Origin of the sequence: Kitasatospora sp. MAP5-34 (assembly GCF_029894335.1) — a bacterium.
Taxonomy (GTDB): domain Bacteria; phylum Actinomycetota; class Actinomycetes; order Streptomycetales; family Streptomycetaceae; genus Kitasatospora.
Genome location: NZ_JARXZC010000041.1, coordinates 17,431 through 32,015, shown reverse-complemented (window position 1 = coordinate 32,015; position 14,585 = coordinate 17,431). Strand labels below are relative to the sequence as shown.

14 protein-coding genes are annotated in these 14,585 nt (G+C 71.0%); 5 read left to right on the top strand and 9 right to left on the bottom strand.

Annotation, left to right across the window (positions count from 1 at the left end; genetic code table 11):
* Positions 1-4 precede the first annotated feature (4 nt).
* The 3 genes from P3T29_RS26905 to P3T29_RS26895 form a co-directional block, all read right to left on the bottom strand.
* Positions 5-712 (bottom strand): spermidine synthase, encoded by a 708-nt coding sequence (locus tag P3T29_RS26905; protein WP_280719232.1) that lies wholly within the window; start codon positions 710-712, stop codon positions 5-7.
* A gap of 130 nt (positions 713-842) precedes the next feature.
* The gene (locus P3T29_RS26900; protein ID WP_280719231.1) at positions 843-1,784 is read right to left on the bottom strand and encodes a LysR family transcriptional regulator; all 942 of its coding nucleotides are present in this window, start codon (positions 1,782-1,784) and stop codon (positions 843-845) included.
* Between the two features lie 119 nt (positions 1,785-1,903).
* Entirely contained in the window at positions 1,904-2,158 is a 255-nt protein-coding gene (locus tag P3T29_RS26895; RefSeq protein ID WP_280719230.1) for a LapA family protein, read from the bottom strand.
* 323 nt (positions 2,159-2,481) lie between these two features.
* Between P3T29_RS26895 and P3T29_RS26890 the strand changes: the two genes are divergently transcribed.
* Complete coding sequence (locus tag P3T29_RS26890; RefSeq protein WP_280719229.1) at positions 2,482-3,336, top strand: aldo/keto reductase; 855 nt, start codon at positions 2,482-2,484, stop codon at positions 3,334-3,336.
* Positions 3,337-3,510: 174 nt separating this feature from the next.
* On the opposite strand, the gene P3T29_RS26885 is transcribed toward P3T29_RS26890, so the two are convergent.
* Positions 3,511-4,335 (bottom strand): MarR family winged helix-turn-helix transcriptional regulator, encoded by an 825-nt coding sequence (locus tag P3T29_RS26885; RefSeq protein ID WP_280719228.1) that lies wholly within the window; start codon positions 4,333-4,335, stop codon positions 3,511-3,513.
* Positions 4,336-4,815: 480 nt separating this feature from the next.
* Here P3T29_RS26885 and fabG point away from each other — a divergent pair, with 480 nt between their 5' ends.
* The 4 genes from fabG (at position 4,816) to P3T29_RS26865 (ending at position 7,385) form a co-directional block, all read left to right on the top strand.
* A complete protein-coding gene (fabG, locus tag P3T29_RS26880) occupies positions 4,816-5,583 on the top strand; it encodes a 3-oxoacyl-ACP reductase FabG (RefSeq protein ID WP_280719227.1) in 768 nt (255 codons plus the stop codon).
* Positions 5,584-5,884: 301 nt separating this feature from the next.
* Positions 5,885-6,076 (top strand): hypothetical protein, encoded by a 192-nt coding sequence (locus tag P3T29_RS26875; protein ID WP_280719226.1) that lies wholly within the window; start codon positions 5,885-5,887, stop codon positions 6,074-6,076.
* Positions 6,077-6,363: 287 nt separating this feature from the next.
* Positions 6,364-7,023 carry a phosphatase PAP2 family protein gene (locus P3T29_RS26870; RefSeq protein ID WP_348532867.1) on the top strand — a complete coding sequence of 220 codons (660 nt, stop codon included), beginning with the start codon at positions 6,364-6,366 and terminating at the stop codon, positions 7,021-7,023.
* 86 nt (positions 7,024-7,109) lie between these two features.
* A complete protein-coding gene (locus tag P3T29_RS26865) occupies positions 7,110-7,385 on the top strand; it encodes a DUF6343 family protein (RefSeq protein ID WP_280719225.1) in 276 nt (91 codons plus the stop codon).
* Positions 7,386-7,397: 12 nt separating this feature from the next.
* Here P3T29_RS26865 and P3T29_RS26860 read toward each other — a convergent pair whose 3' ends face one another.
* The 5 genes from P3T29_RS26860 to shc all read right to left on the bottom strand — a co-directional run bounded on the left by P3T29_RS26860 (position 7,398) and on the right by shc (position 14,529).
* A complete protein-coding gene (locus P3T29_RS26860; protein WP_280719224.1) occupies positions 7,398-8,810 on the bottom strand; it encodes an aspartate aminotransferase family protein in 1,413 nt (470 codons plus the stop codon).
* A complete protein-coding gene (gene dxs / locus P3T29_RS26855) occupies positions 8,800-10,710 on the bottom strand; it encodes a 1-deoxy-D-xylulose-5-phosphate synthase (protein ID WP_280719223.1) in 1,911 nt (636 codons plus the stop codon). The genes P3T29_RS26860 and dxs overlap by 11 nt, the downstream gene beginning before the upstream one ends.
* A gap of 188 nt (positions 10,711-10,898) precedes the next feature.
* Positions 10,899-11,912, bottom strand: coding sequence for an adenosyl-hopene transferase HpnH (gene hpnH / locus P3T29_RS26850; protein WP_280719222.1), 1,014 nt, complete (start codon positions 11,910-11,912; stop codon positions 10,899-10,901).
* Positions 11,913-11,914: 2 nt separating this feature from the next.
* The gene (locus tag P3T29_RS26845; RefSeq protein WP_280719221.1) at positions 11,915-12,604 is read right to left on the bottom strand and encodes a 1-hydroxy-2-methyl-2-butenyl 4-diphosphate reductase; all 690 of its coding nucleotides are present in this window, start codon (positions 12,602-12,604) and stop codon (positions 11,915-11,917) included.
* Positions 12,601-14,529 carry a squalene--hopene cyclase gene (gene shc, locus P3T29_RS26840; protein ID WP_280719220.1) on the bottom strand — a complete coding sequence of 643 codons (1,929 nt, stop codon included), beginning with the start codon at positions 14,527-14,529 and terminating at the stop codon, positions 12,601-12,603. The genes P3T29_RS26845 and shc overlap by 4 nt, the downstream gene beginning before the upstream one ends.
* Positions 14,530-14,585: the final 56 nt, after the last annotated feature.

Below are 14,585 nucleotides of genomic sequence, written 5' to 3'. Positions count from 1 at the left end.
TCCGTCAGGCGCAGCGGCGGGCCAGGTGCACCACGTCCGGCACGCCGCGCAGGACGGGGATCTCCAGGGTGCGCACGTCGCGGAAGCCCCCTGCGCGGAGCGCCTCCTCGAAGGCGGCGGACGGCTGAGCACTCCAGACCGCCAGCACCCCACCGGGCGTCAGGCGCCGCTGCGCGGCGGCCAGTCCGTCCGCGCCGTAGAGGCCGGCGTTGGAGTCGGTGACCGTCCAGTCCGGGCCGTTGTCGATGTCGAGGCAGAGCGCGTCGTAGGTCTTGGTACCGGTCGCCAGGTACTCGACCAGGTCGGTGTGCAGGACCGTCACCCGGGGGTCGTCCAGGGCGTTCGCCGAGAAGGCCGCCAGCGGACCGTCCCGGTGCCAGTCGATGATCGCGCCCTCGCGCTCGACCACCGCGATCCGGCCCCAGCGCGGCTCCGCTGCGGCGTACGCGAGCGAGAAGCCGACGCCCAGTCCGCCGATCAGCACCGACGGGCGTCCGGCGCCGAGTTCGTCCAGGGCGGCCTGGATCAGCAGCCGCTCCGAGCGCCCGTCGGCAGTGTCCATCAGGAAGCACCCGTTGGCGATGATCTCGAAGTGCCCACCCCGCTGCCGGAGCACCACCTCACCGTACGGTCCGTCACGCCGGTCGAGTGCGACGGGCGCGTCGGACCCGTCCCGGCCGGGCAGTCCGTACTGCTCGAACTGTGCGGGCATCGCGGTCCTTCAGGGCGGTGTCGTTGCGGTGTCGTTGCGGCGTAGGTGCGGTGTCGGTCCTGTCCGAGCCACCCTAGTACACCCCGCCCGACACCTGACACTCACTCAGAAACCCCGGGCTCAGGCCGGCCTAGCAGCCCATCCGGGCCGCCGCCGCCCTCCGCAGCTCGTCCAGCACCAGCGCGGTGGCCGGCACCCGCAGGTGCTCGCGCAGGACGTACGCGGAGACCTTCCGGCGCAGGTGCGGCTCCACCAGGCGGCCGGTGACCTTGCGGTGGCTCATGAACGACAGCACCAGGGCCGGCATCAGGGCGATGCCGACGCCGGCCGCCACCAGGCTCTGCACGGCGAGGTTGTCGTCGGTGGTGAAGACCACGTCGGGGGCGAAGCCCTCCTCCGCGCAGACCTGCAGGAAGTTGGCCCGGCAGCGCGGGCAGCCCGCGATCCAGCGCTCCTCCATGAGGTCCGAGAGCCGGACCGCGTGCCGCCGGGCGAGCGGGTGTCCGACCGGCAGCAGGACCGTCAGCTGATCCTCCAGCAGCGGGATCTCCACCAGCTCGGGCGGCGTCTCGCCCGCCGGGCCGACCACCCCCGACGTGCCCTGCGAGCCGGGGGAACCCGGGTAGCTGAAGGCGAGCGCGATGTCGCACTCACCGCGCAGCAGACGCTGCACGGACTCGGGCGGCTCGGCCTCCAGCAGCTCGACCCGGACCCCGGGATGCTCGGCGAGCAGCCGGGCCATCGCCTCGGGGATCAGGGTGGCGTTGGCGCTCGGGAAGGCGCAGATCCGTACCCGCCCGGCGCGCAGCCGGGAGAGCGCGGTGAGCTGCTGCTGAGCGGCGCTCAGGCTGTCGAGGATCACCTCGGCGTGCCGGGCCAGTGCCTCACCGGCCTCGGTGAGCCGCAGCCCCCGGCCCGCTCTGCTGAACAGCGGAACGCCGACGGAGCGCTCCAGCGCCTTCATCTGCTGGGTGATCGCGGGCTGGGTGTAGCCGAGCACCCGGGCGGCCGCCGAGTACGAACCCGAGCGGACCACCTCGTGGAAAGTCCTGATGTGCCGTGAGTCGAACACCCGGGAATCATAAGCAGAATTTGGGGTGGCGACCACATCCCCACCCGCCTCTTGGGTCCCGCAGACCTCACCGCCCCGAGCCCACCGACAGCGGGAAGACAGCGCCCCCGGGGCACCGGCTACCTGCTGCGCCGCCCCTTGAACAGCCAGCCGAGGACGGCACCGGCGACCAGGGTGGCCAGCAGCGCGATCCAGAGCGGGGCGGTGACGGTGAAGACCCAGAACTGGATCTTCACCCGCTCCAGGTTGGCGAACAGGAACCAGACCGCCAGGATCACGATGGCACCGATCGCGATCACCCTGGTGGGGATGCCCGCGATCTCGCCCTTGTTCCTGGTACCCGGGGATGACGAGCCATCTGAAAACTTGGTCACCCGGGCAGTCTGCGCCGCCCCCGCCCGCTCCGGCGGCGGACAGCGCCCGGCATGACCCGAGCGGCGTAGCAGAGTGCACCCGTTCGGGTCATGCCGGTGTAAGGACCACCCGACCCCCGGATCGGTCACACGGTTTCCGGGTGACGTACACAACAGAATTTTCGGGCTCCCGCCGCACCCGTCCCTCGTTATGGCCTCACGGAGGGTCAGGGCGACCGCGAATTCACCGATTCCGGTGAATTCCTCCGTAACGGGAACAACTCGTTCCCATCTGTGGTTGCTCCCCACCGGCACATTGGACGATCCGGAAGGTTCCCCTTCTAGTGAGCACCATCCCGAGCATCACCCTGAACAACGGCACCACGATCCCGCAGCTCGGCTACGGGGTCTGGCAGGTCCCGGACGACGAGGCCGCGTCGGCGGTCCGCACCGCCATCGAGGCCGGTTACCGGAGCATCGACACGGCGGCGATCTACGAGAACGAGGTCGGCACCGGCCGGGCGATCGCGGCGGCGGGCGTGCCCCGCGAAGAGCTGTACATCACCACCAAGCTGTGGAACTCGGGCACCCTCGACTGGTCCGGTCAGCAGGGTCAGGACGCGGTGCTCCGGGCGTTCGACGAGTCACTGGCCAAGCTCGGCCTGGACTACGTGGACCTCTACCTGATCCACTGGCCGCGCCCGATGCACGGCACCTTCCCGAACGTCTGGAAGGCCTTCGAGAAGCTCTACCAGGACGGCCGGGTCAAGTCGGTCGGCGTCTCCAACTTCGGCACCGAGCAGCTGGACACGCTGCTGCGGGAGTCCTCGGTGGTGCCCGTCCTGAACCAGGTCGAGCTGCACCCGCACTTCCCGCAGGCCGAACTGCGCGAGTACCACGCCGCGCACGGCATCGCCACGGAGGCCTGGAGCCCGCTCGGGCAGGGCAAGGAGCTGCTCGCCGAGCCCACCCTGGTGAAGATCGCGGAGAAGCAGGGCCGCACGGTCGCCCAGGTGATGCTGCGCTGGCACCTGCAGAGCGGCGTGATCGCGATCCCCAAGTCCGTGACGCCGTCCCGGATCAGGGAGAACCTGGACGTGGCCGGCTTCGAGCTGGACGCCGAGGACCTGGCCGCGATCGCCACGCTGGAGACGGGCAAGCGCCTCGGCCCCGACCCGCAGGGCTTCGACTGGAACTGAAGTACCACGCTGCACTGACGTACCGCGATGCGCTGAAGTACACCGTGACGCGCCGAGGGGGCCGTCGGCCCATGAGCTGACGGTCCCCTCGGTAGCGTGCGCACCCGTACGTGCGCAGGCCGGTTCGGCGAATCAGGCAAATCGTTACTGCGGCTTCAGGCGTTCGGCGAATCGTTACAGCCGGGCTGCCTTCGCGAGCAGCGCGAGCGCCGTCTCGTGCTCGTGCTCCTCCAGTGGGGCGAGCAACAGCTCCTGGACCTCGCGCACTCCGGCGGTCGCCCAGTGCAACAGGTCCTGACCGGCCGGCGAGAGCGAGAGCAGGTTGCGCCGCCCGTCCGAGGGGTCGCGACGACGGAGTACCAGGCCACGCCGGACCAGCCGGCTCACCATCTCCGCCATCGTCGCCTTGTCGAGCGAGGCCAGCTCGCCGACGGTGCGCTGGTCCGCGCCGGGCTCCGACTCCAGTGCGTCCAGTACCGCGTACTGCGGCGCGGTCAGGTCGGAACCGACCTTCTCGGACCACAGCTTGGTGTGCACCTGCTGGCTGACCCGGATCAGGTAGCCGATCGCGCGCTGTGCGTCCAGGACCGGGCGCGCATCGCTCATGACGGCGACCGCTGCGGGCTCCAACCTGGCTATCTTCGCCATCACCCGGACGATTTCGGTCTGCTCGTCGGGGTTGAGCGGTTCGAAGAGCGTCCGCTGGACGCGGACGACTCCGCCGGTCGCCTCGCGGACGGCCTGTGCGCCGTTCTGCGAGAGGGCCAGCAGCTTGCGTCGGCCGTCGGCGGGGTCGCGGCGCCGCAGCACCAGACCGCGCCGGACCAGGCGGGCGACCATTTCCGCCATCGTCGCCTTGTCCAGTGAGGCCCGCTCGCCGACCGTGCGCTGGTCGGCGCCCGGTTCGAGGGCGAGCACCAGGAGCACGGCGAACTGCGGAGCCGTCAGCTCGGTTCCGACGTGTTCGGACCACAAGCGGGTGTGTACCTGCTGGGCCACGCGGATGAGGTGACCGGGCGACTGCTGCAGTCGACCGGGCACGCGGGTCGTCGGGATCTCCCCCAGCACCATGAAATCCGTCCCGATGTCACACCCGGAGTGTGTGGGACACCCGGGCGGGGCAGTAACGGCGAGTGAGCGTCCCGCTGTGAAGGTAGGCGCGCCAGCCGTGCAGCCGGTGGCTGCTGGCGCACACTATACAAACGGTCGGCCCGAACCGGCAGGCGGGGTCGAATAGTAGACGCCCGTTCGGTGAAGTTGGCATATTTCCGCAGTCTGTCGCGGTCACGTCGAGTCGGCGCCGTGACGACCGCCGACCGACCCCCCTCACCCTCTGTCACCTGCGACTCTGCACTCTGGTCCGGAACGCTACCCGCCGGTAGGGTGTCCGCGCAGCGCTCTCCGCACCACCCTTCCGGGTAGAGCCGCGAATCAGCGGCGCCTCCGGCCGTCACCCCACCGAGAGAGACGAGTACGAGCATGACCGAGCAGAGCAGCACTCCCCGGGTCGCGATCGTCACCGGCGCCGCGCGCGGCATCGGCGCGGCCACCGCCCTGCGGTTGGCCGCCGACGGGTACGCCGTCGCCGTGGTCGACCTGGAGGAGTCGGCGGGCAAGTCCACCGTGGACGCGATCGTCGCGGCGGGCGGCCGGGCACTGGCCGTGGGCGCCGACGTCTCCGACCCCGCGCAGGTCCAGGCGGCCGTGGACCGGATCGCCGCCGAGCTGGGCGCACCCGTCGTCCTGGTCAACAACGCCGGGGTGCTCCGGGACAACCTGCTCTTCAAGATGTCCGAGTCCGACTGGGACACGGTCATGAACGTGCATCTCAAGGGCGCCTTCCTGATGACCCGGGCGGTCCAGAAGCACATGGTGGCGGCCGGCTTCGGCCGGATCGTGAACCTGTCCTCCTCCTCGGCCCAGGGCAACCGGGGCCAGGCCAACTACTCGGCGGCCAAGGCCGGCCTCCAGGGCTTCACCAAGACCCTGGCCATCGAGCTCGGCAAGTTCGGCATCACCGCCAACGCGGTCGCGCCCGGGTTCATCGCGACCGACATGACGGCCGCCACCGCCGCCCGGGTCGGCATGGACTTCGAGGAGTTCAAGCAGGCCGCCGCGACCCAGATCCCGGTCAACCGGGTGGGTGTGCCGGAGGACATCGCCAACACCATCTCCTTCCTCGCGGGCGAGGGCGCCGGATTCGTCTCCGGTCAGGTCATCTACGTCGCCGGCGGGCCGCTCGACTAACGGTCTCCGCCCGTCGTACCGGGCACCGGGGTAACCCGGTGCCCGGTAAAGGGCTTGTCCCCTTATTACCCAGGGGCCGAGGGCACCTCGCATTGCAAAAGACCGGCCACCCGGGTTTTCCAGTTGTAAAGGGCGGGCCAACTGCTGGTGGTGGTAGCGGGATCACGGGCCCGCTCGGCCGCACTCGCGATGCGCGCGGGGCGGCGCTGGTGGACACTCGGGGTGCGGACGCCTGCTGCGCGGCAGGCACGGCGACCGGCCGGGTCAGGCCCGGGCGGCGCCCGGAAACCGGGAGGCACTCATGAGCGAGCCCACCGACGTCGATTCCCACCCCACCCCGGACCACCTGCTGCACACGGGCGGTGAGCACCCGGTCGACCCCGTGGACCTGGTGATGGCCTCGGGGCGCACACCCACCCCCGCGCTCATCGAGAAGGCCCGGCTCGATCTCGAGAAGTACGGCGCCGCCGCCGTCGAGCGCCTGCTCCCCTGAGCCGCCCCCTCAGCACCTCTCAGGCCCCGCCACCGTGCGGGGCCTGAGCCGTTCCGGTCGGTCCCGGCCAAGGGACGCAAAACCCGAATACCAGCACGATCACCCAAACGGCGCATCGGAACGCGCGGGGTGCCGGACGCCCCGACAGGGTGACGGATTCTGAGACCCTGAGAGACCTCGCAGGTCGACCGGGTACTGTCGAGGGCGTGCGAGCTCAGACCCTACCCTCCGACGCCCGGATTCTGCCCTCCCCCAACGAGGGACCGCGTGACCCCGGGTGGCCGCCGATGAGCCGCCGCCACACGATGCTGTTCGGCCTGACCGCGCTCGTCTATCTGCTGGTGGTGGCCGCGGTGATCTGCGACACCTCACTTGTCGACCTCGACTGGTCACTGCACCTCCTCAGACCGTACAAACGCTGGCCGCAGATCGAGCCGCTGCTGAACGTCTGGATCCTGGCGGGCCAGCGCGGACCGTCCGCGATCGTCGCCTGCATATGGCTGGGCTGGCGCTCGTACCGGCTGCGGACGTTGCGACCGTTGCTGGTGATGGGCGCGGCGCTGCTGCTGCTGAACGTCACGGTCGGCGGTGTGAAGATCGTCACCGGTCGGCTCGGACCGCACTACGCCCACTACGTCGGCTCCCCCGAACTCTTCTCCGGCGGCACGATATTCCCCTCCGGGCACACCGCCAACGCGGTGGTGACCTGGGGGGTGCTGGCCTACCTGGCCGTCCGCTGGCGACGCTCGGGTGCGGTGCTGGCGGGCCTGACGGCAATCTCGATCGGGCTGACCACCGTCTATCTCGGTACCCACTGGATGTCGGACGTGCTCGCCGGCTGGGCGGCCGGCGCGCTGGTCCTGCTGTCCCTGCCACTGGTGGAACCGCTGGTCACAGCCGCCGATCGACGGATCATCGCACTCTGGCGGCCACCCGCCCCCGAATGATCCCGCGCGCCCCTGGCGCCGCCCGGACACGGACGTAGGCTGAAGAGCGGGCCGACAGGGCGGCGGCCGGGTGGAGGTGATCGGCGATGCGTCCGGCGAAGACTCCCAGCTCCTGGAGGAGCGGCACCGAACCGGCGACGGCGCGCAGCGATCTGCGGCTGCGCTTCCTGCTGTCCGTCACCTTCACCCCCTTCTTCGCCCTGCTGACCGCAGGCTTCGCGATCTGGGCGGCGCTGTCGTCCGCCGCCTCGGTACCGACCCAGGGCACCCTGACCATGTTCGCGGTGCTCTGCGGCGCCCTCACCCTCTTCGCCCTGATCGACCTCTACGTGGTGATCCGGCGCCGCCGGACCGAACTCTGACCCCGCCCGGGCTCAGCGGTTCCCGGCCACCGCCTGCTTGACCAGCGTGCGGCCGAAGTCCCACATCAGGCCGCTGCCCTTGTGTGCGTCGTCCATCACATCGGTGAAGGCGGCCATGAAACGGTCCACCTCGCGTTCGGTGATGATCAGCGGCGGGATCAGCTTGATGACCTCCAGGTGGTCACCTGAGACCTGGGTGAGAATCCGGTGACGCTGGAGCAGCGGTACCACCACCATCTGGGCGAACAGGCCCTTGCGCGCGGTCTGCAGCGCCGCCCACCCGGTCCGCAGTTTCAGCGACCTGGGCCGCCCGAACTCGATGCCGATCATCAGGCCGCGCCCGCGCACCTCCGCCAGCAGCTCGTACCGGTCGACCAGCGCGGCCAGCTGTTCGCGGAACAGGTCGCCCACCTTGCGGGCGTTCTCGACCACCTGCTCGTCCTGCATCACCCTGAGCGTCGCCAGCCCGGCCGCCATCGCCTGGGCGTTGGAGCCGAAGCTCGCCGAGTGCACCAGGACGCGGTCCATCGAGGAGTACACCTTCTCGAAGATCCAGCTCTTGCCGAGCGTCGCGCCGATCGGCACGTAGCCGCCGGAGAGCGCCTTGGCCGCGCAGACCAGGTCGGGCAGGACGCCGTCCTCGTGCTGGTAGGCGAAGAAGTCGCCGGTCCGGCCGATCCCGGTCTGCACCTCGTCGCAGATCAGCAGCGCCTTGTGGTCGTGCAGCAGCTGCTGGGCCGCGAGCAGCCAGCCGGGCGGCGTGGCCTGCACGCCCTTGCCCTGGATCGGCTCCACGATGAGCGCCGCTACGTCGCCCTTCTTCAGCTCCCGGGCGAGCGCGTCCAGATCGCCGAGCGGGATGGCGGTGTCGGGCAGCAGCGGGTCGAAGCCCTTGCGGAAGCCGTTCTCGCCGTTGACCGAGAGCGAGCCGGTGGTGAGCCCGTGGAAGGCGTGGTCGCAGTAGAGGACGCGCTGCCGCCCGGTGGCGTAGCGGGCGAACTTGAGCGCGGTCTCGACCGCCTCCGTCCCGCTGTTGCCGAAGAAGACCCGGTCCAGCCCCGGCGCGAACGACAGCAGCTGCTCGGCGAGCAGGCCGGGCAGGGTCGGGCAGTCGAAGCGGGTGAGGTCGGGCAGGTCGAGGTCCATCACCTGCTGGACGGCGTCCCGGACGACGGGGTGGTGCCGGCCGAGCGCGAAGATGCCGAAGCCGGCCAGCATGTCCAGGTACTCGTGGCCCTCGGCGTCGTAGAAGTACGGGCCCTCGGCGCGCTCGTAGTACTTGTCGAAGCCGATCGTGCGCAGCATCCGGGGCAGCTGCGGGTTGAGGTACTTGCTGTGCAACTCGTAGCGTTCGGCGCCGCGTTCGGCGAGCAGGGCGGCGAGGTCGAGACGGTGGACGGTCGGGACGGTGGGGTCAGCCGGCATGGCGCGGGTCCGCTCCTCGGATCGGTAGGAGTTGCTTGGCGAAGACGGCGGTCTGGGCGGCCACCCCGGTGCCGGTGAGGCCGATCTCCTCCAGGATCTCCCCGCGCGAGGCGTGGGCGAGGAACTCCTGCGGAATGCCCAGATCGCGCAGCGGGACCTCGACGTCCGCGTCCCGCATGGCCTGGGCGATCGCCGCGCCGACTCCGCCGACCCGGCCGTTGTCCTCGACCGTGACGACCAGCCGGTGACCGGCGGCCAGCCCGACCAGCGCCGGGTCCACCGGCTTGACCCAGCGCGGGTCGACCACCGTGGCCGTGAACCCCTCGGCGAGCAGCAGCGCGGCGGCGTCCAGGCAGGCGGGGGCCATCGCGCCGACGGCGACCAGCAGGATCTCCGGCTCGGGCCCGGTGCGCTGCAGCACGTCGACGCCGCCGATCCGCTCCAGCGCGGGGACGGCCGGGCCGAGCTCGCCCTTGGGGAAGCGCAGCACGGTCGGCGCGTCGCAGACCCCGACGGCCTCGCGCAGCTGGGCGCGGAGCTGGTCGGCGTCACGCGGGGCGGCGAGCCGCAGGCCGGGGACGAGCTGCAGCATCGACATGTCCCACATGCCGTTGTGCGAGGCGCCGTCGTTCCCGGTGATCCCGGCGCGGTCCAGCACGAAGGTCACGCCGAGGCGGTGCAGGGCGACGTCCATCAGCACCTGGTCGAAGGCCCGGTTCAGGAAGGTGGCGTAGACCGCGACCACCGGGTGCAGCCCGCCGGTGGCGAGACCGGCGGCGCTGGCGACCGCGTGCTGCTCGGCGATGCCTACGTCGAAAGTCCGGTCGGGGTACTCCTGGGCGAACTTCGCCAGCCCGACGGGCTGCAGCATCGCGGCGGTGATCGCCACCAGGTCAGGGCGCTCGGCGCCCAACGCGACCAGTTCGCTGCCGAAGACCGAGGTCCAGGAGACGCCGGCGGAGGGCGAGACGGGCAGGCAGGTGTACGGGTCCATCGCGTTCACGGCGTGGAAGCGGTCAGCCTCGTCCTGCTCGGCGGGCCGGTAGCCACGGCCCTTCACGGTGAGGCAGTGCACGATGACCGGGCCGCCGTAGTTACGGGCCTGGCGGAGCGCCTGCTCGACGGCGCCGATGTCGTGCCCGTCGATCGGGCCGAGGTACTTGAGCCCGAGGTCCTCGAACAGGCCCTGCGGGGTGAAGGCGTCCTTGAACCCCTTCTTCGCGCCGTGCAGCGCGTCGAAGATCGGCTGGCCGACCAGCGGGGTGCGCTGCAGCGCGCCCTTGCCGAGCGCGAGGAAGCGCTCGTACCCCTGGGTGGTGCGCAGGGTGGCCAGGTGGTGGGCCAGGCCGCCGATGGTACGGGCGTACGAACGCTCGTTGTCGTTGACGACGATCACCAGCGGGCGGGTGGTGGCCTCGGCGATGTTGTTGAGCGCCTCCCAGGCGAGGCCGCCGGTGAGCGCGCCGTCGCCGATCACGGCGACCGTCCGGCGGCCGGTCTGGCCGAGCAGCTGGTGCGCCTTGGCGAGGCCGTCCGCGTAGCCGAGGGCGGTGGAGGCGTGCGAGTTCTCGATCAGGTCGTGCTCGGACTCGGCCCGGGACGGGTACCCGGAGAGGCCGTCCTTGGCGCGCAGCCGGGAGAAGTCCTGACGGCCGGTGAGCAGCTTGTGCACGTAGGCCTGGTGGCCGGTGTCCCAGAGGATGCGGTCGGTCGGGGAGTCGAAGACCCGGTGCAGCGCGATGGTCAGCTCGACGACGCCCAGGTTGGGCCCGAGGTGTCCGCCGGTCCGCGTGACGGCGTCGATCAGGAAGTCGCGGATCTCCTCGGCCAGCAGGGGCAGGTCCACCGTGGCGATGCTTCTGAGATCGGCGGGCCCCTTGATGGTGGGCAGGAGTGACATGGCTTCACCTCGCGGCTCGGTTCACAGCGATGACTGTCTGTACTCAGCCTGCGGCCGCGGGGGGCCGCGCGCCTGTTTTGCAGGACCCCCGGGGGCGCGGGGAGCGGTACGACCAGGGCACGACGAAGGTGCGTGGTTGGCAGCGCACGCGGTTGATTAAGCAGAGCCCCGCGCCCCTGAAAAACTGCTCAGCCGCCGAGGGTCTCGCGGGCCGCGCGGATGGTCTCCTTGAGCGAGCTCATGGTGGCGAGGACGGCGGTGGGCTCGTAGCCGCAGTGCGCCATGCAGTTCTCGCAGCGCGGGTCCTTGCCACGGCCGTACTTGGCCCAGTCGGTCTTCTCGATCAGCTCGCGGTAGGTGGGGACGTAGCCGTCGGCCATCAGGTAGCAGGGCCGCTGCCAGCCGAACAGCGAGTAGTTGGGGATGCCCCAGGCGGTGCACTCGAAGTCGACCTTGCCCTCCAGGAAGTCCAGGAAGAGCGGGCTGTGGTTGAGGCGCCAGCGGCTCCGGTTGCCGCCGGAGAAAGCTTTCCTGAAGAGCTCCCTGGTCTGCTCCACGCCGAGGAAGTGCTCCTGGTCGGGTGCCTTCTCGTACGCGTAGGCCGGGGAGATCATCATCTCGTCGACCTGCAGCTCGTCGTTGAGGTAGTCGAGCACCTCGATGATGGTCTGCGGGGTGTCGGTGTTGAAGAAGGTGCTGTTGGTGGTGACCCGGAAGCCGCGCCGCTTGGCCTCCTTGATCGCCGCCACCGCCTCGTCGAAGGTGCCCTCCTTGGCCACCGACTCGTCGTGCCGCTCGCGCAGCCCGTCGATGTGCACGGTGAAGGTGAAGTAGGGCGAGGGCGTGAACTTGTCCAGCTTCTTGCGCATCAGCAGCGCGTTGGTGCAGAGGAAGACGTACTTGCGGCGGGCGACCAGCTGGCGGACGATCTCGTCGATCTGCGGGTGCATCAGCGGCTCGCCACCGGCGATCGAGACCATCGGCGCACCGGACTCAAGCACCGCGCCGACCGCCTGGGCGACCGGCATCCGCTGCTTCAGCACCCCCGCCGGGTGCTGGATCTTGCCACAGCCCTCACAGGCGAGGTTGCAGGCGAACAGTGGCTCCAGCTCGACGATCAGCGGGAACTTCTCCCGGCGCTTGAGCTTCTGCTGCATGAGATACGTGCTGACGCGTACGGTCTGGCGCAGCGGCATGGCCATGACTAGCTCGCCTCCTGAGGGAGCGTCGAGGGCTGGGGTTCGGGCGCAGAAGCGGTGAAAGGGGTGACGGAGGGGACGGACACCGCGTGCCGGTGCCAGGCGACCAGCGCCGGGACGGCGGCGCGCAGGGCCCGCCAGGCGTGCAGGCCGGCCGGGAGGGTGCCCGGGCGCAGCAGCTCGCGCTCGGGGGTGTCGACCACCACCCGCAGGACGGCGGTGGGGAGGGCGGGGCGGAGTTCGGCCCGGGCGGCGAGGACGGCGGCGGCCTCCATGTCCACGGCCAGCGCGCCCTGGGCGTACAGGGCACGGCGTTCGAAGCCGCGTACCACGTGGTCGGCGGTGTGGTGCAGGCCGAGGCGGGTGGTCAGGCCGCACGCCCGCAGCGCATCGGCGAGCGGGGCGGCGGAGTCGAGCGGGTGGTGGCCGCCCTCGCCGTCGCGTACCGCGTCCGCCACGATGACGTCTCCCGGCCGCACCCCGGGGCCGACTGCGGCGCCGAAGCCGGCCACCACCAGCGCGCCGTACCCGTCCCTGGCCAGCAGGTTCGCCACGCTGCGCCGGGCCCGGGCGCGTCCCATGCCCGTCCGGGCGAGCACCGGCGAGCCGCCCACGGCGCCCGTCCAGTCCCCGCCGCGCAGCGCCCAGACCTCGGGACCGAGCGCGCAGACCACCAGCAGCGGAGCAGGGCTCATCGCACGCCCCCGCCCAGCGGCGTGCCGTGCAGGTACCGCCCGAGCGCGGTGACCGGGAAGACCAACCGGTAGAGGTGGTAGTTGATGGAGAAGTCCCACGGGAACCCCGTCCCGGTGAACTGCGGCTCGTCCCAGGTGCCCTCGGGCAGCTGGGTGGCGACCAGCCACCGCACGCCGCGCTCCACGGCCTCACTGCGCCCCTCACCCGCCGCGAGCAGCGCCATCAGCGCCCAGGCGGTCTGCGAGGCGGTGGACTCGCCGCGCCCGGACCACTGGGCCGGGTCCTCGTACGAGCGCATGTCCTCGCCCCAGCCGCCGTCCGGGTTCTGCCGGTCCTCCAACCAGCTGACGGCCCGCCGGATCGCCGGGTGCGCCGGGGACATGCCGACCGCGACCAGTGCGGGGAGGACGGAGCCGGTGCCGTAGATGTAGTTGGTGCCCCAGCGGCCGAACCAGGAGCCGTCGGCCTCCTGGTTCGCCAGCAGCCAGTCCACCCCGCGCCTGGTGCGGGGGTCGTCGGCCCGGCCGACCTCGGCGAGCATCTCGACCACGTGCGCGGTGACGTCCGCCGAGGGCGGGTCCACCACCTCGCCGAAGTCGCAGAACGGCAGCTTGTTGGGCAGGGTGCTGGTGTTGTCGACGTCGAAGGCGGCCCAGGCGCCGTTCTTCGACTGCATGCCGAGGCTCCACTCGACCGCCCGCCGGACGGCGCCGTCGACCCGGGGCTGCTCCGGATGGGTGACGCGGCGCAGGGCGAGCACCACTTCGGCGGTGTCGTCGATGTCGGGGTAATTGTCGTTCTCGAACTCGAAGGCCCAGCCGCCGGGCGCGAGGCGCGGGCGCTGGACGGCCCAGTCGCCGGTGGTGGTGATCTCCTCGTCGAGCATCCAGTCGACGGCGGCGAGCAACCCGGGGTGGTCGGCGGGCAGTCCGGCGTCGCGCAGCGCGATGGCGGCGAGGCAGGTATCCCAGACCGGGGACTGGCAGGCCTCCATCCAGCGGCCGCCGTCCTCGGTGTGCACGGTGAAGCGGTCGAAGGAGGCCAGCCCGGCCTTCATCACCGGGTGATCGAGGTCGTAGCCGAGCAGCTGAAGGGCGATCAGCGAGTAGACGGCGGGCGGCTGGATGCCGCCCCAGCAGCCGTCCGCCTCCTGCCGTTCGATGATCCACCGGCCGGCCTTGGCGAGCGCCGCGCGGCGCAGCGGCCGGGCGGCGTACCGGCGGTAGACGTGCAGTACCCGGTCCAGCCGCTCGAACAGGCCGTCCCAGCTGGTCGGGGCGGCGAGTGGGCGCTGTGGGTACGGGTCTGCGGGGTCGGTGTGCAGCTCGGTGAGGGTGAAGGGGGCCGGGCGGACCGGGCGGTGAGCGGACACCACGGTGAGCGGTACGATGGTCTGCCTGGCCCAGCAGCCGAACGCGTAGATGTTCAGCGGCAGCCACTTGGGCAGGAACATGATCTCCGGCGGCATCTCCGGCAGCCGGTCCCAGGGCCACCAGCCGAACAGGGCCAGCCAGATCCGGGTGAAGACGCGCGCGGCGGCGATACCGCCCCCGGCGCGGACGAAGGCGGACGCGGCCCGCATGTGCGGGTCCTGCGGGTCGTCACCGGCGAGTCTGAGCGCGACGTACGCCTCGACGGTGGTGGAGAGTTCGGGCGGGCCGTCGTGAAATGTGGACCAGGTGCCGTCCTCGCGCTGCTGCGAGCGGATCCAGGCGGCGGTGGCCGCCGTCTGCTCCGCCGTCCTGATACCGAGGAACTGACGCAGTAAAAGGTCCTCGGCGTCCATCGTGACGTTGGTCTCCAGGTCACCCTTCCACCAGCCGTCGGGGTGTTGCAGCGACAGCAGATGGGCGGTGGCCCGGTCCAGCGTCTCGGCGACTGCGGCCGCACTGGACAGGGTTTCGTCAGATTGTCGTACCGCCATTGGTCCGGCTGGTCCGTCAGGCTCCCACCGCCGTGACCCGAACGGCGAGCGGGCGT

What these genes read in the sequence shown, in the direction of transcription:
- P3T29_RS26905 (WP_280719232.1), bottom strand. Translation starts at nt 712, where the DNA reads ATGCCCGCACAGTTCGAGCAGTACGGACTGCCCGGCCGGGACGGGTCC.
- fabG (WP_280719227.1), top strand. Translation starts at nt 4,816, where the DNA reads ATGACCGAGCAGAGCAGCACTCCCCGGGTCGCGATCGTCACCGGCGCC.
- P3T29_RS26875 (WP_280719226.1), top strand. Translation starts at nt 5,885, where the DNA reads ATGAGCGAGCCCACCGACGTCGATTCCCACCCCACCCCGGACCACCTG.
- P3T29_RS26870 (WP_348532867.1), top strand. Translation starts at nt 6,364, where the DNA reads ATGAGCCGCCGCCACACGATGCTGTTCGGCCTGACCGCGCTCGTCTAT.
- P3T29_RS26865 (WP_280719225.1), top strand. Translation starts at nt 7,110, where the DNA reads ATGCGTCCGGCGAAGACTCCCAGCTCCTGGAGGAGCGGCACCGAACCG.
- P3T29_RS26860 (WP_280719224.1), bottom strand. Translation starts at nt 8,810, where the DNA reads ATGCCGGCTGACCCCACCGTCCCGACCGTCCACCGTCTCGACCTCGCC.
- dxs (WP_280719223.1), bottom strand. Translation starts at nt 10,710, where the DNA reads ATGTCACTCCTGCCCACCATCAAGGGGCCCGCCGATCTCAGAAGCATC.
- hpnH (WP_280719222.1), bottom strand. Translation starts at nt 11,912, where the DNA reads ATGGCCATGCCGCTGCGCCAGACCGTACGCGTCAGCACGTATCTCATG.
- P3T29_RS26845 (WP_280719221.1), bottom strand. Translation starts at nt 12,604, where the DNA reads ATGAGCCCTGCTCCGCTGCTGGTGGTCTGCGCGCTCGGTCCCGAGGTC.
- shc (WP_280719220.1), bottom strand. Translation starts at nt 14,529, where the DNA reads ATGGCGGTACGACAATCTGACGAAACCCTGTCCAGTGCGGCCGCAGTC.